This window comes from Desulfovibrio intestinivivus (assembly GCF_053570665.1).
Map to the genome: position 1 here is coordinate 1,605,201 of NZ_JBRBQT010000001.1, position 20,654 is coordinate 1,625,854.

Here is a 20,654-nt window from a genome sequence, read left to right on the forward strand (position 1 = left end):
AACGCATATGCCCATCAAGAAAATGCAGGATCTGGACCTGACCGGCAAAACCGTTGTGATTCGCGAAGACCTGAACGTGCCCATGAAGGACGGACAGGTATCCAACGACAAGCGCATCCGCGCTTCGCTGCCCACCATTACCACGGCCCTTGAAAAAGGCGCAGGCGTGGTGCTGCTTTCGCATCTGGGCCGCCCTACAGAAGGGCAGTATGAAGAGCAGTTCTCCCTTAAGCCCGTGGCCGCCCGCCTCTCCGAGCTGCTGGGCAAGCCCGTTGCCCTCGTTGCCACGCTGGAAGAAGCCAAGGCGGCTCCCGGCACGGTGACCCTGCTTGAGAACGTGCGTTTTCTCAAGGGCGAGAAAAAGAACGACCCCGCCCTGGCCGCGCAGCTTGCCGCCCTGGGTGATGTATATGTGATGGACGCCTTTGGGGCGGCCCATCGCGCGCATGCCTCCACCGAGGGCGCGGTGCGCGTTGCCAAGGTTGCCTGCGCCGGGCCGTTGCTTCAGGCGGAGCTGGATGCCTTTGCCAAGGTGCTGAACAATCCCGCCCGCCCGCTGGCAGCCATCATCGGCGGTTCCAAGGTGTCCACCAAGCTGGCCCTGCTGGAAAACCTGCTGGAAAAAGTGGATGTGCTCATTGTGGGCGGCGGCATTGCCAATACCTTCCTTGCGGCTGCCGGATACATGGTCGGCAAGTCGCTGTACGAGGAAGATCTGGTGCCGGAGGCCAAGCGCATTATGGAGCAGGCCAAGAACCTGAACAGGGATCTGCCCCTGCCCGTGGATGTTGTGACCGCCGAGGAACTGGCTCCCGGTCAGGCGGCTACAACCCGCGCCGTGGGCGACGTGCCCGCCGACCAGATGATTCTGGACGTTGGCCGCGACACGATCGCGCAGTACAAAAAACTGCTGTCCAAGGTTGCCACCGTGGTGTGGAACGGCCCTGTGGGCGCGTTTGAAACCGATCCCTTTGGCGAAGGCACCAAGGCACTGGCGCACTATCTTGCTGATTCCAAGGCCTTTGTGGTGGTGGGCGGCGGTGATTCCGTGGCTGCGGTGGAAAAGTACGGCCTGTCCGAAAAAATGGGCTATATCTCCACCGGCGGCGGCGCATCGCTGGAACTGCTGGAAGGCAAGGTGCTGCCCTCTGTGGCGGCGCTGGAAGACAGAGGCTAGGGCCTGTGCACTATGGCTCTTTTGCCCTCTGTCTGCGTCAGGAAGCCTTTTTATTTCGGTCGAGTACCGAAGGGAGTACACTCCCTTCATAAAAAGGCTTCCTTCCTTGGCAGAGAACAAAATTGCTCATAGAGTTAACAAACCCTGGTACATGCCGCTTTGCGGCAGCGTCCATAGCTGATTCAGGCCCCCGGATCTCAGGATTCGGGGGCTTTTTGCGTGCCGCTCAGGCGAGGGCGCAGATTTTTAAAAAACGGCAATTGCATGATGAAGTCGCAAAACTGCCGCAGCACCGCGCTGGACGCGGCGGTTTTAAGCACTGTGCGCACCTGCGGCAGGGGTGGCAGGCCGCACGTGCCGTCAAGGATGACAAAGCGTCCGTCCATATCCCAATCGGGGAGGGCGGTTATGCCAAAACCCGCCAGCACCGAACTGCACAGGCTTTCGTACGAGGCGCTCACATAGGCAAAGTCGTAGCTTCTGCCTGCGGCATTGAGGGCTTCCAGCGTGGCGGCGCGCCAGGGGCTGCCCTCGCTGTAGGTGGCCAGCGGCACTGGCGTGGTTGGCGCAAGCTCAATGTGTCCGCCGCTGGCCCAGTGCAGAGGCTGCTGCGCCAATACCTCGAATATGCCCTCGGGCGCGTGGCTGCTGTCAAAGCGGTACTGGTTGATCAGGGCCACATCCAGGCTGCCGTCTGCCAGCATGCGGTCAATATCCGCAGACATGGCCGAAATCACACCGATCTGAAGGTCTGGGTTCAGGGCCAGCAGGCGGGCCACGGCTGCCTGCAATTCCACCGTGCTGAAACTTGGCGGGATACCCACCGTGATGCGCCCCCGCAATTCAGGTTGCCGGGCTGCACGCAAGACCGCGTCAAAGCGCAGCAGAATATCCTCCAGTTCCGGCAAGATGCGTTGCCCCGCCGTGGTGAGGCCAAAGGTGTGCCCGTTGCCACGCTCCACCAGTGTGCAGTTGAGGTGCGCCTCCAGCTTTTTGACTGACTGCGTCACCGCCGACTGGCTGCGGCAGAGCTGCTCCCCGGCTTTCTGAAAGCTGCGGCTGTGGGCCACGGCAATAAATGCCCTCATATGCTCAAGGGTAATGCTGCGCGTGTCTGCCGGGAGTTTCATAACGCTGACCGCCTTAAAATAAGATGAACTGATTTGCTCATGATAAAAATAAATTTTACAAATTATCAAGCCCCCGCCTACTGTAAACGCAATCATATTGCTGCAAGGGGTAGGGGTGAAAAATGGAAAAAACAGCAAGTGTGGAAAGGCCGTTGGAAGCGCACGGGCCAGGATTGGGACACGGAAGCGCGGCAAGCACGGCCCAAAAGCGTCTGAACTGGCGGCACGTGGCTGTGGGCGTATGCTTTAGCGTTATCTGGAGCTCAGCCTTTGTGGCGGGCAAGATTGTGGTGACGGAAATGGGGCCATTCGTAAGCCTGTTTTACCGCTTTGTGGGCACTGTTTTTGTATTGGGCCTATTGTGCGGCAAAAGCCTGTGGGGGCCGCAGGCGGGCAGGGCGATACGGGCGGGGTTTGTGCTCGGCCTGCTGAACAACGTGGCCTATCTTGGGTTGAGCTTCTCTGCCCTGCAACAGGTATCGCCCCCCTGGGTTATTGTGATTGTATCCTGCTCGCCCTTTGTCACTCTTATGCTTGGCGTTGCGCGCGGGCTGGAATCGTTCAGCGCGGCAAAGCTGCTGGGCTTTGGCCTGTCGCTGGCGGGCATTGTGCTCATGGTGGGCGTGGGCAAGCCGGACGGCGGGGCTGTTCAGGGCCTGCTGCTGGCTGCCGGGGCAACAGTGGCTTTTTCCGTAGGTGCGGTGCTCTTTCGCGGCAGATACAGCAACATGCCGCTGCTGCCCGTCAATTTCTGGATGTCTGTCTGCGCCATGCTCTGTTTTGCTCCGGCGGCCATGCAGAGCAGTGTGACGCCTTTGGCGGTTTCCACCCCGGCCCTGCTGGGACTGACCTGGCTTGCGGTGGTGAGCCTGCTGGGCATGGCCCTGTGGCTGCTGCTCATCCGCACGCAGGGGGCATCCACAGCCGCAGCCTACAATATGCTCAATCCCCTGGCCGGGCTGGCGCTTTCGGCACTGTTGCTGGGCGTGCCCATCCTGCCTGCCGATGTGGCGGGTGCTGCCGCTATTGTGGCGGGCCTTGGCGTGGCTTTGGGCGTGCGGTTGCCAAAGCGCTAATTTTTCAATCCGTGACATGCTTGTTTTTTCACAAGCGGCGCGTATGGTGGAACTGAAGGCGTATTTCAGGTTGCGCGCATCCCAAACCAGGAGGAAACTCATGAGCAAATTGCGGATTGCCCAGTATGGTTGCGGAAAGATGTCCAAGTATTCCATGCGATACGTGTACGAAAAAGGCGCGGAAATTGTAGCTGCCTTTGACGTGAACCCCGCAGTGATCGGCCGGGATATCAGTGCCATCATTGGCGGGCCGGAGCGGGGCGTTGTGGTGCACCACGCTGACGAGGCCGACAAGGTACTGGCAGCGCTCAAGCCCGATGCCTGCATCATTACCACCATGAGCCTCATGCGCGATATCGTGGATGCTCTCATGGTCTGCGCCAGAAACGGCGTCAACGCCATCACCACCAACGAGGAAGCCATCTTCCCCATGAATTCTTCGCCCGCCATCACACGCGAGGTGGACGCCATGGCGAAAAAGACGGGCTGCACGGTTTGCGGTTCCGGCTATCAGGATGTGTTCTGGGGCAATCTGATCGCCACCCTGGCCGGGGCCATGCATACCATCAACAAGATCAAGGGCAGCTCTAGCTACAATGTGGAAGACTACGGCATCGCCCTTGCCAAGGTTCACGGCGCTGGGCTTGACCTGCCCGCCTTTGAGAAGGAAATAGCCTCGGCAGACGCCATCTCGCCCGCCGAACGCCAGCAGTTGATCGAGCGCGGCGAGTTTTTGCCCTCCTATATGTGGAACGTCAACGGCTGGCTGGCTGAGCGTCTGGGCCTTACGGTCAAAAGCCAGGTGCAGAAGTGCGTGCCCCAGACCCACAGCGCCGAGTTGCGTTCTGAAACGCTGGGCATGACCATCCCCGTCGGGCACGCCACGGGCATGTCGGCCGTGGTGACCACGGAAACGGCGGAGGGCATCGTCATCGAGAGCGAATGCGTGGGCAAGGTTTACGCGCCTGGCGAGGTTGACCGCAACGACTGGACGCTCATGGGCGAGCCGGATACGCAGGTGGTCATTACCCGTCCCGCCACGGTGGAACTGACCTGCGCCACCATCGTCAACCGCATACCAGACCTTATTAACGCCGCGCCGGGCTACGTGACCACCGACCTTATGCCGGTCAACAGCTACAGGGTAAAGGCGCTGGATCATTACGTGCACAAGTAGTTTCTACATCCCCCCCGGGCCGCCATGTGGCGGCATGTCCGCCGTATCAGCAAAAGCTGGTGCGGCGGATTCTTTATTGTGTTGACATTTTTGCGTGCAGGATTATGCTCATTTGAGCAAAAATAACGAGCAAGGGAGTAGCCATGAAAGTAGCCGTTTCAAGCGAAGGGCCGGGGCTGGAATCGCAGGTTGATCCACGGTTCGGCAGGGCTGGCGGATTCGTGATCGTGGATATGGACACCATGCAGGCAGATTATGTGGACAACGGCGCATCGCAGGCAGCAGCGCAGGGAGCTGGCATCCAGACTGCGGAGCGGCTGGCGGGGCTGGGTGTGCAGGCCGTCATGAGCGGCTACGTGGGGCCCAAGGCTTTTACGGCCCTCAAGGCGGCGGGGCTGGACGTGTATCAGGATATGGACAACCGCAGCGTGGGCGAAGCCGTGCGCTGCCTTGCCGATGGCTCGGCCAGCCCAGCCACGGCTCCCAACAAGTAGGCCCGTATGCGTATTGTGATTGCCAGCGGCAAAGGCGGCGCGGGAAAGACCACCGTGACCGCCTGTCTTGCCGGACACTGGGAACGCGATTTGTTGCTCGTGGACGCGGACGTGGAAGCGCCCAATCTGCACCTTTTGCTGCACCCGAACCTCGCGGAGCCGGAACCGGTATATCTTGAAGTACCGGAACTGGTGGAGGAAAAATGCACGGGCTGCGGCGCATGCCGCCCCATGTGTTCCTACGGGGCCATCGCCATGATGGGTGCAAAGCCAATGTATTTCCAGGATATGTGCCACGGCTGCGGCGGCTGTTTTGAGGTGTGCCCGGAACAGGCGCTGCGCGTGGCGCAGCGGGAACTTGGCGCACTGTTGCAGGGTTCTGTGTCCGCTGGCGGCAAAACGCTGCCCTTCCTCATGGGCCGTACCCGCGTGGGCGAGGCCATGACTCCGCCGCTCCTGCGCGCGCAGGAACGCAAACTGGCAGAACTGCTTGCGGGGCATCCCTCTGACGTACTCATGGACGCTCCCCCCGGCGTGAGCTGCCCGGCAATGACGGCAGCGCGCGGTGCGGATGCCGTCTTACTGGTGGCGGAACCAACCCCCTTTGGCTTTTATGATTTCAAGCTGGCGCACGCAGCCTTTGCGCAGTTGGGGCGGCCCGTTGCCGTGGTGATGAACCGCGTGGGCATGGAAGGCAACGCCGATTGCGAGGATGAACTGCGCGCATGGTGCGCGGGCGCAACACTGCCCATACTGGCAGAACTGCCCTTCCAGCGCGAGGCCGCCCACGCCTATGCCCACGGCTTGCCGCCCACGCAAGCAAAGGGCGCGACCGGGCAGGAATGGCGGCTGCGCTTTGCAGAACTTGCCGGCAAACTGCGGGAGTTTGCCAAGGGGGCCAGCCATGCGTGAGATAGTTGTTATCAGCGGCAAGGGCGGTACGGGAAAAACCACCGTCTGCGCCGCATTTGCCGCACTGGCCCATGCGCAAGGGCAAAAAGCAGTTCTCTGCGACCTGGATGTGGACGTGCCGGACATGCACATTTTGCTGAACCCCCAGGTGCAGCAGGAGGAAGTTTTTATTTCCGGCAATACGGCCCGCATCAATCCTGATCTGTGCACAGCCTGCGGGCGTTGCGCCGAGCTGTGCCGCTTTGATGCGGTGCGGCTTGAAAATGGCCTGTACTGCATAGACGAACTGGGCTGCGAGGGCTGCGGCGTGTGCCACAAACTTTGCCCGGCGCACGCTGTGGAATTTCCCGAACGGCGCTGTGGCGTGTGGTATGTCAGCGACACCCGTTTTGGCCCCTTTGTACATGCGCAGCTTGACCCCGGGCAGGAAAATTCGGGTCGTCTGGTGGCCCTGCTCAAGCGTCAGGCCCGGGACAAGGCAACCAGTATGGGCGCAGACCTTGTGCTGTGCGATGGCTCGCCGGGTGTGGGCTGCCCTGTGATCAGCTCCCTCTCCGGCGCAGCATTGGCCGTGGCCGTGGTAGAGCCAACGCCTTCGGGCCGGCATGACTTTGCCCGTGTGGCGGAGCTGTGCGCGCATTTCCGTATTCCCGTGGCGGTGCTCATCAACAAGGCCGACCTGAACGCGGATGAGGTGGCCCGCATACACGCCCTGGCCGATGAGGGTGGGCATCATGTGGTGGGCGAGCTGCCCTTCAGCCCGCTGGTCACGCAGGCCATGGTGCGGCGGCAGGCCCTGACCGAAGAAATTTCAACCCTTACCAAACCCCTGGCCGAAACTCTGGCAGCAGCCTGGGAGCGCGTGTGCTCTCTGGCATCGCAACCGGGGCGGCAGGGCGACATAAAACACCTGTAAAAGGAAAGCATCATGAGCAAGACTATTCTGGCAATTCCTTCTCAAATGCCCGGCGGCATGGATTCCGGCATGGGTATGCATTTTGGACATTGCGATATTTACACCATCGTGGAACTGGAAAACGGTCAGGTCGCCGCCCAGTCCACCCTTGAATCCATCCCGCACCAGCAGGGCGGGTGCATGGCTCCGGTGCAGTATCTGGCCTCCCACGGCGTCAATGCGCTTCTGGCTGGCGGCATGGGCATGCGCCCCCTCATGGGCTTCAACCAGATGGGCATCAGCGTGTATTTTGCAGGCAACCAGCCCACCGTGGGCATGGCCGTGCAGGCATTTTGCCAGGGCAAACTGACGGAGTTCACCCCCGAGCATACCTGCGGCGGCGGGCATTAAACCGTTATGAAACGCTCCATTCTGTTGCAGACAGGGCGGCCCGCAGTTTTTGCCGCCTTTGTGGATGAGCTTGAGCGGCAGGGCTGCACCGTAACGACAGTTGCCGATGCAGAAGCCTGCAAAAAAAGCGTCCAGGGGCAGGCCCCTGCGCTGGTGGTGCTGGATGCCGCCTCGCAGGAGCAGGCGAAACAGGCTGTCATCGGCATCATGCGTGTGAACGCACTGGTGCATACGGCGGTTGTCAGCGATATGCCGGAAGATGTTTTCCATGACGTCATGGAAGGTCTGGGCATTCTTGCCTCGCTGCCGACTAGGCCCACAGCGGACGATGCGCGCCGCGTGACGCGCCTGCTGACGGAGCTTCAGGCCTGATAGAATGATAGCCGCCATGCGCGGCAGGTTTTACTGTTCCCGCAAACCATTGTCCATACCCTTGGTTTGCACGGCGCCTTGGGCGCGCACTGCCTGCGCGCAAGCAGCCTCCGGCCCACGGGAAGCATGGCCGGGCTTGAACCGGGTTTACCCCTCCCGGTTTTTGCCCGGTCATGCGCAAAACGGCATATGGGCACGGCCACGGCTTGCGCCACTTGCGCGAGGCGTGGCATTGGCTTATTCTCAAATAAAACCATATTACTGGGAAATTATGCCAAGACCTTGCCATTGCAGGCGCGTAAGCGCCCTGCCAAAAAACAGATGTTTCAAGCCCAACGGTATTCCCCTGCATGAACTTGAAGAGGTTGTGCTGTCGCTGGATGGCCTGGAAGCCCTGCGGCTGGCCGACTTTGAAGACCTGAATATGGATGCCGCCGCAGCCCGTATGGGTGTTTCGCGGCATACCTTTGGCAGGCTTTTGCGGCGCGCGCGGCGCAGTGTGGCTCAGGCTCTTGTGCAGGGGCAGGCCCTGCGTATTGAGGGCGGGGTGTGCGCTGTGGATGCAACTGTCGAGGGGGCGGAAAGCGAGGATGCCATGCCGGGCGGACTGGTGGTGGCTGTGCCAAGCATTGCCCCCGGCGGCCCGGATGCTGCGCCCAACGCGCATTTTGGCCGATGTGAGTTCTACACCCTTGCCAGGGTGGAGGACGGAACTATCGGGACGGTCAGCATTCAGCCCAATCCCATGCATCAGGGCGGGGATTGCGCCGGGCCGGTGCAGGCCCTTCTACGTCTTGGAGTTGGCGCACTGCTTGCGGGCGGCATGGGCATGCGGCCCCTGCGGGCTTTGCAGGAGGCAGGTATAGCCGTGTATTACAATGCCAATCTGCCCACCGTGGCCGACTGCCTTAACGCATTTGCTGCGGGCAGGCTTGTGCCTTTCGGCCCTGGGCATCTTTGCCAGAGCGGTTGCGCTTCTGAACGGTAGAGCAGTGCAGGCCGCGGCAAAGACCCGCACTTTTCCGCCCGTTCAGAAAGCGCCCTTGGTGATAACCCAGCGGCAAGCCGCCGGGAACAACGTCAATCTGCTCTAAAACGCGTAAAGAAAGCCCCCGCTCAACGAATACTTGTTGTTGCGTTCAACCATGGGGCTGTCGGTTATTTCCTGTCCCAAAAACTGGCTTTTTCCACTCACAAAAGCGCTCCAGCTTTCTGTAAGGCCGACCCGCAGCGTCAGTTCGGCATAAGGCGAGAGGGCTGATTCCGGCGAGTAGTTGCTCAGGCCGCTGGCTCGGGCCTCGCTCTTGCTCACGCCGTAATAATAGTCGTTGTAGTTCACGTCGGTCCACTGCACGCCAGCCGTGGGGATAAGCGACATATTGGCAAAGCGGATGGGGTAGGAATAGGAGGCATCGGCCATCACGCCCTTATTCACGCCCAGCGCATCGGTGGAAAGGGTGGCTGCCAGCACGCCAAGTTCGGTGCGCAAGCGGTAGTTGATGCCAGCCATTGCCGAGGCATAGCGGTCATCAAGCTTTTTCATGCCCGAGTTGTCGCTCCATGAGGCATAAAAATGCTGCGGCAGATACGAAAGCTGCACGTTGACCTCATGATATTCGTTCTTGAACAGGTGCACACCGCCGCTCAATCCCCGCAAATACAGATACTCGCCTTCATATCCCAGCAAGGGCAGTGCCGTGCCCAGCCTTTCCACGCCCTTGTATTCCGAGGTGGAAACAGTACCGCCAATACCGAGGTTGAATCCCCAGCGATTGCTGTCGCTCTTGCCGTCTTCCGCAATGGCAGAAAAAGCCATTAAAAGAAAAATGGTTAATGTCGCCAAGCACGACAATCCCCGTATTTTCATGAATCCTCCCGTGCAACAAAGGCATTGCACTTTTCATGGAAAATCTGTAATCAATTGATTACTCAAAAATAGCCTCATGAAACCAACTGTGTCAAGTCGCAGCAACTATAGGGGATAGCAATGGCTCCTGAACGTAAACCAGCCACGGGCCCGCAGCGCAAACGCAATGCCGCAGAAACCAGAAATCGTCTTTTGCAGGCGGCACGAAGGCTCTTTGCCAAAGCCAACTACGGCAACGTCGGGATACGGGAAATCGGCGCGGCGGCAGGGGTAAACCCGGCACTCATCAGCCGCTATTTTGGCTCAAAAAGGAATCTTTTTCTTGAAGTGGCGTCCATTCTGAATTCAGAAGGCATTGAGGCCCTGCCTGATGTGCCGCCTATGGAAAAAACCAGTATGGCCATGGGCAGCATTCTCTCTGGCGGAGCGCAGAGCGCATGGGCCACAGATTTTCGCATCACGGCCCTTTCTGCGTTGGATCCTAATGTTTCGGACGTGATGGCAAAAACCTACGACAACATCCGCCAGCACATCATGGAGGTGCTGCCCGGTGAGCAGGCTGCCACGCGGGCAGAGCTGATACTGGCGCAGATCATGGGGGCGTCAATGGTCGTTAATCTGCTGCGCGGAGCGGATTCGCCCCGGATCGACATTGAGTACATGAATAAATTTTATGCAAAGCAACTGGCGGAACTGTTCGCCTGCGAACCTGCGGACTGAAGCTGCGCCAGCTCCGCAATTTTTGATCGCGCGGTGATGCGGCAAAGCGAACTTTACTAGCGCCTGTCGCGGAAGCCTCGTTCTGCTGCTGCGCGTTCGGCAGCATCGGCCAGGGGCGCGGGTACAATGGTCTTGCCTATGGGGCAGAGGGCCAGCGCAGCAAGTTTGACGTGCTGCCACGCAAAAGGAATACCGATTATGGTCACCGCGCACATGACGGCGGAGACCAGATGCCCCATGGCAATCCACACGCCCGCCAGCACAAGCCATACGATGTTGCCCACCGTGCCCCACGGGCCGGTGCCTAGGTCCTGTCTGCCGGTGAGCACATCGCGCGCAACGGGCATTTTGCCGAATGGGAAAAAAGCGAAACTGCCCATGACAAAGCATGCCCTGCCCCAGGGAATGCCAACGATGGAAATAAAGCAGAGCACTCCGTATATCCACCACACAAGGCCCATGACAATGCCGCCGCACAAAAACCAGATGGCGTTTCCAAGGCAACTTATGGCGTCGTTCATGATATCCTCCTGAAGTGGGCCGTGTGGTATTCATGCGGCCATTGAGCGCTGAGTATGTCAACGCAATGCGAAAAAGAAAAGCAGTTTGAAACGAAAGGGCCGCCCGGTGATGCCGGGCGGCCCTTTATAATCTGGGCTAGAGCAGATAAACAGCCAATATGCCCTAGAAGTTGATGATGACCTGTTCCTGGTCGTCATCCTTGGAGCGGCGGGCTATCTCGCCTATGCACCATGCCCGCAGCTTGAAGGCCTGAATGCGGTTGATCGCTTCTTCGGCCTGATCGGCGGGCACCACCAGCACATAGCCGATGCCGCCGTTGAATATTTGCAGAATTTCCGGCCAGCTGAGGTTGCCCGCTTCCTTGAGCCAGTTGAAGACGGGGGCCATCTGCCAGCTGCCAAAATGAATGCGCGCTTCCACCTGTGCGGGCAGTACACGGGGAATATTGTCGTAAAAGCCGCCGCCGGTGATGTGGGCCATGCCCTTGACGTTCATGTCGCGCAGCAGGGAGCGCACCGCTTCCACGTAGATGGTGGTGGGCGTCAGCAGCACATCGCCAACGCTGGCTCCATCCGCGCCGGGGAAGGGATCGGTGAGTGAAAGGCCGCTCTGGTCAAGCACCTTGCGGGCCAGGGAAAAGCCGTTGGAGTGCAGGCCCGAGGAGGCTATGCCGATGATCTTGTCGCCCACCTGAATGCCGGAACCGTCAATGAGCTTGGCATTATCCACAATGCCCACGCAAAAACCGGCAAGGTCATACTCGCCTGGCGCGTACATGTCGGGCATTTCGGCGGTTTCACCGCCAAGCAGGGCGCATCCGGATTGACGGCAACCTTCGGCCACGCCGCCAATGACGGTCTGGGCGGTTTCTACGTCAAGCTTGCCGGTTGCAAAATAGTCAAGAAAAAACAGGGGGTTGGCACCCTGAACCAGAATGTCGTTGACACTCATGGCCACAAGGTCGATGCCCACAGTATCGTGCTTGTTGCAGGCAAAAGCCAGTTTGAGCTTGGTTCCCACGCCATCGGTGGAAGAAACAAGCACAGGTTCGGTCATGCCGTTGAGGTCAGGCCGGAACAGGCCTCCGAAGCCGCCAATATCGGAAATGACGCCTCTGGTCTGCGTGCTCTGAACCATGCTTTTGATGCGTGAAACGAGAGCGTTTCCCGCCTCAATATCAACGCCTGCCTGAGTGTAGGCTTTTGCGCGGTCGCTGGACATCCGTTGCCTCCTTTGAATCTGCGCTACATAACATAGGTTCTTTCAAACCCCAAGCGACTTTTTGAGGCCCTGCCCGCGAGTTTTTTCATAGACCGGCTTGCTCGCCACTGCTAGGATAAAGCCGGAGGGGTAAGGAGCGTGTCATGCGTGGATATGCCGGATTGTATATTTTCTGCGCCGTACTGACTTTCGTTTGTTCCGGCGCGTCCCTTGCTGCGGATGGCGCTGCGGAATACCGCGCGCCTGTCACAGGTGTGAAGCTTGGCCCCGTGCAGCCTGCTCAGCCTGAGCCGCCTGCTGCGCCAGGCCCGCCATCTGTAGAGAAGCCAGCTGCGCCGCAACTGCCTGGCCCGCAGCCAGGGCAATCGGTGGGCCAACCGGTGGCTGGGCCGTCACCCGCTTTGCAGACTGCCGCTTCCGGGCAGCCGACCCCCTGGCCCAATGCAGGAGGCATGGCCCCCTATTCCTCTTTTGGTTCCCTACCGGGGCCTGCGGATGCTCCTGCCCCCGCTCCTGCTCCCACTGCGGCTCCTGTGCCAAATCCTGCGGACGTGCCGCCGCCAGCGCCTGCCCCGGGCTTTGCCCCCGAGTATGCGCCAGGTTATGGGCCTGGCTATGCGCCTTATCCTGCGCCCGCACCCGGCTGGCAGGGACAGGGCGACAGCTTTGTTTCAGGCACAGGGCAGCTCCAGGGTGAAAATTTCAACGACAGGGGCATCGCGACCCAGTATCGGGATCCGCAGACTGGCGACATCGTTACCTCTGTGGTGCCGCCCGCTCCCCCGGATCAGCAGAATTACGGCACTTTTTTTGTGGCTCCGCAGATTTATCCCGATGGCAACCCCTGGGGGCCCAATCCGTATGGCCCCATGCCCAGACCCGGTGGGCCTTCGTGGCCGGGGCAGCAGAACATGCCTTCGGTTATCTGGCAGCCCGCGCCGCAGCCAGACCATAACAGGCATCGCCATGACGACAGGCGGCATGACGACAGACCTTATGATGATCGGCGCTATGACGATCGGCAGTATGATAATCGCCGGTATGATGACCGCCCGCACGATGGCCGTTACGATGGCCCGCGCCGCGAGCAGTATGATTCGCGCGACGGTGGCTACAACGGCCCCAACAGGCCGCGCGACAACAGCCATGACCAGCGGGGAGATGACAGGTATAACCCGCGCCCCGGCAATCAGGGCGATTCACAGTATGACCCGCGCGGCGCCGACAGGGGCCGTGATGGAAGGGAGAGGCGTTGAGCATGCTTGCCGCGCTTTGGGATTCTCAGCCTGACGGCACTGTTGTGTGCCGTCTGTGCGCTCACCGTTGCCGCCTGCGCAAAGGGGCCAAGGGCATTTGCGGGGTGCGCGTCAACATGCGGGGAGAAATGGTTTCTCTGGTCAGCAGGGTCGTTACCGCTGCTGCCATGGATCCCATTGAAAAAAAGCCTCTTTACCATTTTTTGCCCGGCAGCAAGATTTTCTCTGTAGGCAGCGCCGGATGCAACTTTTCCTGCCATTTCTGCCAGAACAACAACATAGCTCACGTGCCGGAAAGCGGCATAGTGCCCGGCAAGCGCGCTGCGCCAGAAGATCTGCTGGCCCACGCTCTGGCCAACCGCGCCCAGACCCTTGCCTTTACCTACAACGAGCCTACGGTTTTTTTTGAGCTGCTTTACGAAACCGCAGGCATGGCGGCCAAGAAAGGCATACGCAGTGTGCTTGTGACCAACGGCTATATGTCCAAGGATTGCCTGGCGGCCCTGAGCCGGTGCATCTGCGCCGCCAATGTGGATCTGAAGTCATTCAGCGAAGCCTTTTACCGCAAATACTGCGGCGGGCATCTTCAGCCCGTACTGGAAAATCTGAAAGCCATCAAAAAGCTTGGCTGGTGGCTTGAGGTCACGACCCTTGTTATTCCCGGTCTTAACGACGGGCAGGCGGAGATGGAAGCGCTGGCAGCCTTTATCCGTGACGAGCTGGGGCCGGATACGCCGTGGCATGTGACGGGGTTTCACGGCGCGCACCTGATGATCGACCATCCGGACACGCCGCTGGCGACACTTGAGGCCTGTTGGCGCATCGGGCGCGAGGCCGGTTTGAATTATGTTTATATAGGAAACACGCGCAGCCCCTTGGGCAGCAATACGTTTTGCCCGGAATGCAATGCGCTGGTTATTGAACGGAACGGATACGACACGCGGGTGCTGGGCGCAGAAGGCAAGTGCCCCAAGTGCGGCGTGCAGATCCCGGGAGTCTGGAAATAATGATTCTTGTGTATACTGGTGACGGTAAAGGAAAAACCAGCGCCTGCGTGGGGCAGACCGTGCGCGCCCTGGGGCAGAATCTGGTTGTGGCCTTTGGGCAGTTCATGAAACGTGATGGGCAGGCGGGCGAGCAGGCCATGCTTGCCAAACTGCTGGGAGAGCGCTTTTTTGCCGGTGGGTTGGGCTTTTTGCGTACCGATGCAGAGCGCCCCGCGCACCGTGAGGCCGCCCTGCGGGTACTCGGCTGGGCTCGCGAGCAGCTCGAGCAGGCAGACATGCTGGTGCTGGATGAAACCCTGTATGCCCTGAGCGCCGGGATACTTGGGCAGCAGGAGCTGGAAGAACTCATGGCGCTGGCACGCGCCAGGGATTGTCATCTCGTGCTGTCTGGCCGCAGTGCGCCAGAATGGCTCGTGGATGCGGCAGACCTTGTGACCTCCATGACCGAAATCAAGCATCCTTGGCGCACGGGCGTCAAAGCCGCTCCGGGCATAGAATTTTAGCCTCTGTGGTTGCCTTTCTGGGTATGTTCGCCAGTATTTGCAAAAGGAATTCGGGTATATGTCTGTGTTGACCATCTATGTGGCCGGGTCTTTCAAGCACAAGCACGGAGTGCGCCTTCTGGGGCGCGAGCTGCGGGGCATGGGCTGCCTCATGCTGGACTGGACAGACAAAGCCGTGCCGCCGTCAGGGCTGACCCCCGCCGAACGGCGCATCTGGATGGACACCGACCGTGACGGCGGCGAGGTCTACGCCTTTTGCCACAATGCCTGCCTGACAGCGGACATGGTCATCTATTACGGCGCGTCAGGCCAGGATGCCGGGGTGGAAGTGGGGCTGGCCGCCGGGGCTGGAGTCCCTGTGCTCGGTATACGCGGCCCGCTGGAAGGGCCGGGCCTGATGCTGCACGGGGCTGTCAGCGGTTGGGTTGACAGCGTGGAAGAAGCGCTGGACGTTGTGGCTGCCTTGCTGGCCTATGCCGATGGCGACTGGAAAGATTTTGAGGTCGAGCCGAACCCGGTGTTGCGCCACATGGGCGAGAAGCTGCGGGAGCGGGCTGATAAAAAATATAATAATTCAGCCGATAGTTAACGCCTTTTTTCAAAACGGGCATCACCGTTTTCCAGCTCTGCTGCGCGCGTCCACCCAAGGTGGGCGTAGAAGCCAGCGGCACGGCTGCTCCCATCTGTTTCGAGCCAGATCATCTCATGCCGGGCAAGTAGAAACGCCTCCACCTTCGCCAGCAGATGCTTGCCCACGCCTTTATTCTCCCACTCCGGGCGCACAAAAGTGCAAAAACGCTGCCATCTTCCGCATCCGCCATGGCAAAGCCCACGGTCACGCCTTCCGCTTCGGCAATCCATGTGCATTCAGCCTCGCTGATAATGCTGCCAATGCTTTCTTCAGTAATGCCCATATGTCTGAGCTGTTCCAGCGACAGGTGATTTTCGCGCACGTTGGTGCGAATGGCAAAGATATCGTTGATGTCAGTGGTAGTGGCTGGCCGGATGGTCATGATTGCACCTGAGCAAGGTTTGGTTGGTTCGCAGTAAGTGGGGGGCCGATGGCGGAAGCGCAGAACCTTGGCGGCATTCTCCATTGCCCCTTTGAGTGGGTGGTTCAGAGATATCAAAATAAGAATTTTGTCATATATCTGCCAGTCCAAAGTTGCAGAATTGATTGCGAATTATTGATATAATGTCAATGACTTCTTTTCTGTTTTCGCCTTTCCGCAAATAGCAAGATATATCAATGAAATTATCGCTGGAGCGTATTGGAATATACACGTAGCCAGGTATGATTGAATTGACAATACCGCGTGGAAAAATCCCCACATGTGATCCTGTTGCGATGGTTGCCAGAGCGGCAACGTATCCATTTGCTCTAAAGCCGATGAGCGGCGTGAATCCTGCATTTTTGCACATGGCCGCCAGGGTGCTGCTGTAAAAGGGAAAGAATTTTTCAGACAGTGTCACAAACTGGTCGTCTTTCAGCTCACCCAGGTTAAGCATCTTTTTTCCTGAAAGCCGATGCGCAGCCGGAATGACCGCAAACAACTCAGCCTTGTGCAGGGTTATCTGTTCAAGACCATCACAGTTATCTGTGTCTGCGCCCCGCGTAATTGAAATATCAATATGATTATTCTTCAACGCTATAAGCTGTCTTTTTGCATTGAATTCATGGAATCTGATGTAATCCATTCTGAAATTCGCGTAACGCAACTGTTCAATAAGGTCGAAAATCATAATGCTTGGACAAAATCCAATGTTTATGACGCATTTTTTATGTGAATTTTTTAAGTCTGATATTGCTTCGTGAATCGATGAAATGATTTTTGTGGCGAGTTTATAGAATTTTTTGCCATCATTTGTGAGAATCATTCCATCTTTTGTTCTTGAAAACAGTGGAGATCCTACAATATTCTCTATTTCTTGCACTATCCTTGTTACTGAGGGCTGAGACAGGTGTAACATGTGCGATGCTTTTGAAATGCTTCGTGCTGATGCAACCATCATCAATGTTTTAAGATGTCTTATTTCCATGATCGTACCTGGTGCATCAAGCGTTTGCCTTTGCAGTTGAGAGTCTGGCTATCAATAAATAAGCATCAAATTAGAAAGTAGAGTATTTTCTCCATTTTTTGGATTAAGAATTTATTCACATATTATTTTATAGTATATAATTATTTTTGCATGACAGTATATATCACTATGGGACTTGAATCAATGTTAGACTCAAATATTTACGGTGTGCATGCGGCATGCAAAAATAATATTTTACTTATCAGTATTGATCATATAGTGCGTTAAAGTAAGAAAAGGTGTTAGGGGATGTATTCTAAAGTGATTGGACGAGAAATAATCCTGTATATACATTATATACTGTTTGAGTGCGATATTGCTAAAATACACACTATTGTCCATGTATAGGCAGCACTTTCATCAATAAAAATGGCAGACTGGAGATTTTGACGTGAGGTCATGCCCTTTTGGGCACTAAAATAACGTGCATCGATGCGGGGTTTAAAATATGCGGTTGTCCACAAAACTTATCTTGTCATTTGCTGGCATGATTATTGTTATTTTGGCGATTTCAACATCATCCATGATCAGTACTTCAAAATTGGATGAAAGTATTGATGATGTTGATAAAGCGTATATTCCTGCTGTGATAGCCGTTGGTGACATGCATTTAAATTTTTGGACAGTGAGAGCAAACCTGACAACTATGCTTCTTGCGCGCGAAGTATCCGCCGCTGCGCGGTATGACTCAATAATCAAAGAGTCCCTGCAAAAAATTGCAGAGGATCAAAAAAAATATATTGAATATACAGCATTGTTTGATGGCGACATAGCTGCCCAGGCAAAAAAGTTGATCCGGCAGATAGATGATATCTCAGAAGGTATGGGAATTATAAGAAGAAATTCAACAAAGCTGGTTGCTGAAGGTAAATTTGACGAGGCGACAGCCCTGTTCTCCGCAGAATACGGTCCCCAGTTTCGCAAGCTTGCCCCTGTCTATGCGGAGCTGGTCAACCTGACGACCAGGAGTTGCAAGGAAAATATGGTTGACGCCATAGCACTTGGCGCAATGGCAAAAAACACCGGTTTGGTGCTCAGCCTGCTTGCAGTCGCCATCAGCATAATAATTACCTATCTGCTGACGCGTAGCGTTATGCGGCAATTAGGCAAAGACCCTGGGCAGCTGAATGCACTGGCCCGCCGCGTTGTTGATGGGGATTATGAGATTGCTGACGGCAGTGCCAGAATTGGCGTCTATGATTCAATTGTATCAATGGTTGAGTCGCTTAAAGCCAACATGGAAAAGGCTCATGATGAGTCGCTGAACGCCCAGAATCAGGCTGCAAAAGCCACAGAGGCCATGCGCAATGCCGAGGAATCCGGCAAGATTGCCCAGTCAAAATCCAGCGCAATGCTGGCGGCGGCAGCGCAACTGGAAGAAGTGGCCCATGCGGTCAGCTCTGCCTCAACGCAGCTTTCTGCCCAGATAGAACAAGCCGACAGGGGCGCAGTGCAAACGGCGCAGCGGCTGGGTGAAGCAGCTACCGCCATGAACGAGATGAATGCCACCGTGCAGGAAGTTGCCAAAAATGCTGGCGCGGCGTCATCCGCATCGGCAGATACCAAGGCGAAGGCCGAGCACGGTGCCACGATTGTGGGCAACTCGCTGGAGAGTATCCAGCTTGTGCACCGCCTCTCGATGGAGCTGAAAGATGACATGGCGCAACTGAATGGGCATGCGCAGGATATTTCACAGATCATGACGGTCATTTCCGACATCGCCGACCAGACCAATCTGCTGGCCCTCAATGCTGCCATCGAAGCGGCGCGGGCAGGCGAGGCCGGGCGCGGTTTTGCCGTGGTGGCGGACGAAGTGCGCAAGCTTGCAGAAAAAACCATGGCTTCAACAACGGATGTTGGGCGGGTGATCCGCTCCATTCAGGAAAGTACCACGAAAAGCCTTGTTTCAATGGATAATGCCGTCGAGCAGGTCAATACTGCTACGGAGAGCGCCAGCCTTTCTGGGCAGGCCCTGAGCGAAATTGTTGTCACCGCTGATGTTACAGCCGATCAGGCCAATGCCATTGCCACGGCCAGTGAAGAACAGTCTGCCGCCAGCGAAGAAATCAATCAGACAATTATTGAAGTTAATGAAATGTCGCGCCAGACAGCCGAAGGAATGGCCGAAGCTGCCAAGGCTGTGAGTGATCTGGCAGTGCAGGCGGGCAAGCTTGCAAGCCTTATTTCTGAAATGCGCACCAGTTAGGCCTGCAAGGATTATTGAAATAACTTTGCCAGAATGCTGAACATTGTTTGTTGCGGGGGCGCTCCGTTAAATGGTGCGGCCCCATTCTGAAAGCAGAAAATTACCCCGCTAGTGAACCCCGCATTTTTTTGCCTTTTTCAGGCCGGTTTTGCCATCCTCCGCAAAGAGGCCACGTTGCTTGTCCGCTTGCGAAAAAGCAGGCAGCGCAACTCCCTCGTTTGCTAGGCTTTGCTGAAATCTTGTCTTCTACATTGAGTGGTGCCAATGGAGTCAGTTCGCCTTTACAGTTTGCTTTCTGGTTTTTCGCAGGCGCTTGGGCTTGTTTGCCAAGAACTGACAGAACACAATCTGCGTGTGGCCTATCTGGCGCAGGTGTTGGCAGAGCATTGCGGCCTGGATCATCAGGAAAGAAAATACCTGCTTATTGCAAGCATGCTGCATGAGATCGGGACTATCCCGCTGAAGGATGGCCTGACCAATTTTGTTTTTGAAAAAGAAGACTACTGCGTGGCTGGCTGGGTTTTTTGCAGAACAGCCAAGCTTCCTGAAGATGTTTGCAACATGGTTCTGCTCAGAAAGACTCCGTGGAAAGAGCTGACACCGCAGGAGGATAACGCCATCAGCGCAAACTGTATTTATTTTGCCGATGCAGTTGATGCTGAAATGCTCGCCCACCCGGATGCGAGCTTCCCCCAGCTGGCGATTGCGATGGAAAAGAAAGCGGGTAATTTTTCTTACATCTGGCGTAATGCCTTTGCTCACATAGCAAAAAACAAAGCCATTGCTGCTGCGTATCAATCATCCGGGGAGATGGATGCGTATTTGAGCAACGAATTTTGTAAAGACATCCTTTCAACCCAAAGTCTCTTGATTTTGTGCGATCTGTTTTCTCAGATTATTGACTCAAAAAGTCCGTTCACCGCAACACATTCACATGGCGTTGCCCATACTGCGCAGGAAATACTCAAGCTGACTGGTCTGGCATCAAGCGAAGATTACCTGACGATCTACATTGCGGGGCTCTTGCACGACATAGGCAAGTTGGCTGTTCCGGTGGATATTCTTGAGAAACCGGGGGCACTTTCTGATCAAGAGCGGCATGAAATAAAGCAGCATGCCGAGATTGGGATACAGCTTCTTGATTCAATCCCCGGTTTTCACTGTGTTTGCGATTGGGCCGGAATGCACCACGAGAGGCTGGATGGAAAAGGGTATCCGTATGGTCTGGGAGCAGCAAAGCTCTCCTTGCCAATGCGCGTTATGGCTGTGGCTGATGTGTTTACCGCTTTGACGGAGAGCCGCCCTTACCGGGGCGGCATGGATCTGACCAGTGTGGTTGCCTGCATGTCGGCCATGGCGGTTAACAAGCAGCTTGATGCGGATATTGTAGCCCTGGTTGTAAAGAATGCGTTGCAGATCAATCAGGTGCGGTCCAGAGCGCAGCGCGATGCGGCTGCAAAATTTCTTGCCATGCGCAAATTGTGCGCCTGGACTAGCGCTTAGGACAGGTTTGTGCAGCAATCTGAACGTAAAATGCTTACCGGCGAAAGAGATTCGTCGGTAAGCATTTATTAAAGGGAAAAGCCAAACTATATGCGCCGTGGCTGTCAGCCACGAGTGCTGGAATTA

At 56.8% G+C, this 20,654-nt stretch carries 23 protein-coding genes; 16 read left to right on the top strand and 7 right to left on the bottom strand.

Going from position 1 to position 20,654, the window contains the following annotated elements:
- Positions 1-7: 7 nt before the first annotated feature.
- A complete protein-coding gene (locus tag ACUZ9P_RS06890; RefSeq protein ID WP_449249153.1) occupies positions 8-1,177 on the top strand; it encodes a phosphoglycerate kinase in 1,170 nt (389 codons plus the stop codon).
- A 197-nt stretch (positions 1,178-1,374) separates the two neighbouring features.
- On the opposite strand, the gene ACUZ9P_RS06895 is transcribed toward ACUZ9P_RS06890, so the two are convergent.
- Positions 1,375-2,307: a LysR family transcriptional regulator gene (locus ACUZ9P_RS06895; protein WP_449249154.1), complete on the bottom strand. Its 933-nt coding sequence runs from the start codon at positions 2,305-2,307 to the stop codon at positions 1,375-1,377.
- Between the two features lie 122 nt (positions 2,308-2,429).
- Here ACUZ9P_RS06895 and ACUZ9P_RS06900 point away from each other — a divergent pair, with 122 nt between their 5' ends.
- The 8 genes from ACUZ9P_RS06900 to ACUZ9P_RS06935 all read left to right on the top strand — a co-directional run bounded on the left by ACUZ9P_RS06900 (position 2,430) and on the right by ACUZ9P_RS06935 (position 8,632).
- A complete protein-coding gene (locus ACUZ9P_RS06900) occupies positions 2,430-3,383 on the top strand; it encodes a DMT family transporter (protein WP_449249155.1) in 954 nt (317 codons plus the stop codon).
- Positions 3,384-3,483: 100 nt separating this feature from the next.
- Positions 3,484-4,560, top strand: coding sequence for an NAD(P)H-dependent amine dehydrogenase family protein (locus tag ACUZ9P_RS06905; protein ID WP_449249156.1), 1,077 nt, complete (start codon positions 3,484-3,486; stop codon positions 4,558-4,560).
- A gap of 143 nt (positions 4,561-4,703) precedes the next feature.
- A complete protein-coding gene (locus ACUZ9P_RS06910; RefSeq protein ID WP_449249157.1) occupies positions 4,704-5,054 on the top strand; it encodes a NifB/NifX family molybdenum-iron cluster-binding protein in 351 nt (116 codons plus the stop codon).
- A gap of 6 nt (positions 5,055-5,060) precedes the next feature.
- Positions 5,061-5,966 carry a nucleotide-binding protein gene (locus ACUZ9P_RS06915; protein WP_449249158.1) on the top strand — a complete coding sequence of 302 codons (906 nt, stop codon included), beginning with the start codon at positions 5,061-5,063 and terminating at the stop codon, positions 5,964-5,966.
- Positions 5,959-6,882: an ATP-binding protein gene (locus ACUZ9P_RS06920; RefSeq protein WP_449249159.1), complete on the top strand. Its 924-nt coding sequence runs from the start codon at positions 5,959-5,961 to the stop codon at positions 6,880-6,882. The genes ACUZ9P_RS06915 and ACUZ9P_RS06920 overlap by 8 nt, the downstream gene beginning before the upstream one ends.
- Before the next feature lie 12 nt (positions 6,883-6,894).
- Entirely contained in the window at positions 6,895-7,272 is a 378-nt protein-coding gene (locus tag ACUZ9P_RS06925) for a NifB/NifX family molybdenum-iron cluster-binding protein (RefSeq protein WP_192112333.1), read from the top strand.
- Positions 7,273-7,278: 6 nt separating this feature from the next.
- Complete coding sequence (locus ACUZ9P_RS06930; RefSeq protein WP_449249160.1) at positions 7,279-7,644, top strand: response regulator receiver protein; 366 nt, start codon at positions 7,279-7,281, stop codon at positions 7,642-7,644.
- Positions 7,645-7,915: 271 nt separating this feature from the next.
- The gene (locus ACUZ9P_RS06935) at positions 7,916-8,632 is read left to right on the top strand and encodes a DUF134 domain-containing protein (RefSeq protein WP_449249161.1); all 717 of its coding nucleotides are present in this window, start codon (positions 7,916-7,918) and stop codon (positions 8,630-8,632) included.
- Positions 8,633-8,734: 102 nt separating this feature from the next.
- Here ACUZ9P_RS06935 and ACUZ9P_RS06940 read toward each other — a convergent pair whose 3' ends face one another.
- On the bottom strand, positions 8,735-9,511 hold the full coding sequence (locus ACUZ9P_RS06940) for a MipA/OmpV family protein (protein WP_298992035.1): 777 nt from the start codon (positions 9,509-9,511) through the stop codon (positions 8,735-8,737).
- A 120-nt stretch (positions 9,512-9,631) separates the two neighbouring features.
- Here ACUZ9P_RS06940 and ACUZ9P_RS06945 point away from each other — a divergent pair, with 120 nt between their 5' ends.
- Positions 9,632-10,231 carry a TetR/AcrR family transcriptional regulator gene (locus ACUZ9P_RS06945; protein ID WP_449249162.1) on the top strand — a complete coding sequence of 200 codons (600 nt, stop codon included), beginning with the start codon at positions 9,632-9,634 and terminating at the stop codon, positions 10,229-10,231.
- 56 nt (positions 10,232-10,287) lie between these two features.
- On the opposite strand, the gene ACUZ9P_RS06950 is transcribed toward ACUZ9P_RS06945, so the two are convergent.
- Both ACUZ9P_RS06950 and purM read right to left on the bottom strand, forming a co-directional pair.
- Positions 10,288-10,752: a YccF domain-containing protein gene (locus tag ACUZ9P_RS06950; RefSeq protein WP_449249163.1), complete on the bottom strand. Its 465-nt coding sequence runs from the start codon at positions 10,750-10,752 to the stop codon at positions 10,288-10,290.
- Positions 10,753-10,915: 163 nt separating this feature from the next.
- A complete protein-coding gene (gene purM, locus ACUZ9P_RS06955; RefSeq protein WP_449249164.1) occupies positions 10,916-11,974 on the bottom strand; it encodes a phosphoribosylformylglycinamidine cyclo-ligase in 1,059 nt (352 codons plus the stop codon).
- A 143-nt stretch (positions 11,975-12,117) separates the two neighbouring features.
- Between purM and ACUZ9P_RS06960 the strand changes: the two genes are divergently transcribed.
- Genes ACUZ9P_RS06960 through ACUZ9P_RS06975 form a run of 4 tightly spaced genes read left to right on the top strand, consistent with a single transcriptional unit; the run spans position 12,118 to position 15,329 of the window.
- Positions 12,118-13,230, top strand: a complete 1,113-nt coding sequence (locus tag ACUZ9P_RS06960; protein ID WP_449249165.1) for a hypothetical protein — start codon at positions 12,118-12,120, stop codon at positions 13,228-13,230.
- Positions 13,231-13,232: 2 nt separating this feature from the next.
- Positions 13,233-14,237, top strand: coding sequence for an AmmeMemoRadiSam system radical SAM enzyme (gene amrS / locus ACUZ9P_RS06965; protein ID WP_449249166.1), 1,005 nt, complete (start codon positions 13,233-13,235; stop codon positions 14,235-14,237).
- On the top strand, positions 14,237-14,740 hold the full coding sequence (locus ACUZ9P_RS06970; RefSeq protein WP_449249167.1) for a cob(I)yrinic acid a,c-diamide adenosyltransferase: 504 nt from the start codon (positions 14,237-14,239) through the stop codon (positions 14,738-14,740). The genes amrS and ACUZ9P_RS06970 overlap by 1 nt, the downstream gene beginning before the upstream one ends.
- Before the next feature lie 58 nt (positions 14,741-14,798).
- Positions 14,799-15,329 (top strand): translation initiation factor 2, encoded by a 531-nt coding sequence (locus ACUZ9P_RS06975; protein WP_449249168.1) that lies wholly within the window; start codon positions 14,799-14,801, stop codon positions 15,327-15,329.
- On the opposite strand, the gene ACUZ9P_RS06980 is transcribed toward ACUZ9P_RS06975, so the two are convergent.
- The 3 genes from ACUZ9P_RS06980 to ACUZ9P_RS06990 form a co-directional block, all read right to left on the bottom strand.
- A complete protein-coding gene (locus tag ACUZ9P_RS06980) occupies positions 15,326-15,523 on the bottom strand; it encodes a GNAT family N-acetyltransferase (protein ID WP_449250241.1) in 198 nt (65 codons plus the stop codon). The genes ACUZ9P_RS06975 and ACUZ9P_RS06980 overlap by 4 nt on opposite strands.
- Positions 15,439-15,753 carry a hypothetical protein gene (locus ACUZ9P_RS06985; protein WP_449250264.1) on the bottom strand — a complete coding sequence of 105 codons (315 nt, stop codon included), beginning with the start codon at positions 15,751-15,753 and terminating at the stop codon, positions 15,439-15,441. Before ACUZ9P_RS06985 ends, ACUZ9P_RS06980 begins: the two co-directional genes overlap by 85 nt.
- Before the next feature lie 130 nt (positions 15,754-15,883).
- Positions 15,884-16,780, bottom strand: coding sequence for a LysR substrate-binding domain-containing protein (locus tag ACUZ9P_RS06990; RefSeq protein WP_449249169.1), 897 nt, complete (start codon positions 16,778-16,780; stop codon positions 15,884-15,886).
- Between the two features lie 487 nt (positions 16,781-17,267).
- On the opposite strand from ACUZ9P_RS06990, the gene ACUZ9P_RS06995 reads away from it, so the two are divergent.
- Positions 17,268-19,025: a methyl-accepting chemotaxis protein gene (locus ACUZ9P_RS06995; protein WP_449249170.1), complete on the top strand. Its 1,758-nt coding sequence runs from the start codon at positions 17,268-17,270 to the stop codon at positions 19,023-19,025.
- A gap of 264 nt (positions 19,026-19,289) precedes the next feature.
- Entirely contained in the window at positions 19,290-20,528 is a 1,239-nt protein-coding gene (locus tag ACUZ9P_RS07000) for an HD domain-containing phosphohydrolase (protein ID WP_449249171.1), read from the top strand.
- The last annotated feature ends 126 nt before the right edge of the window (positions 20,529-20,654 follow it).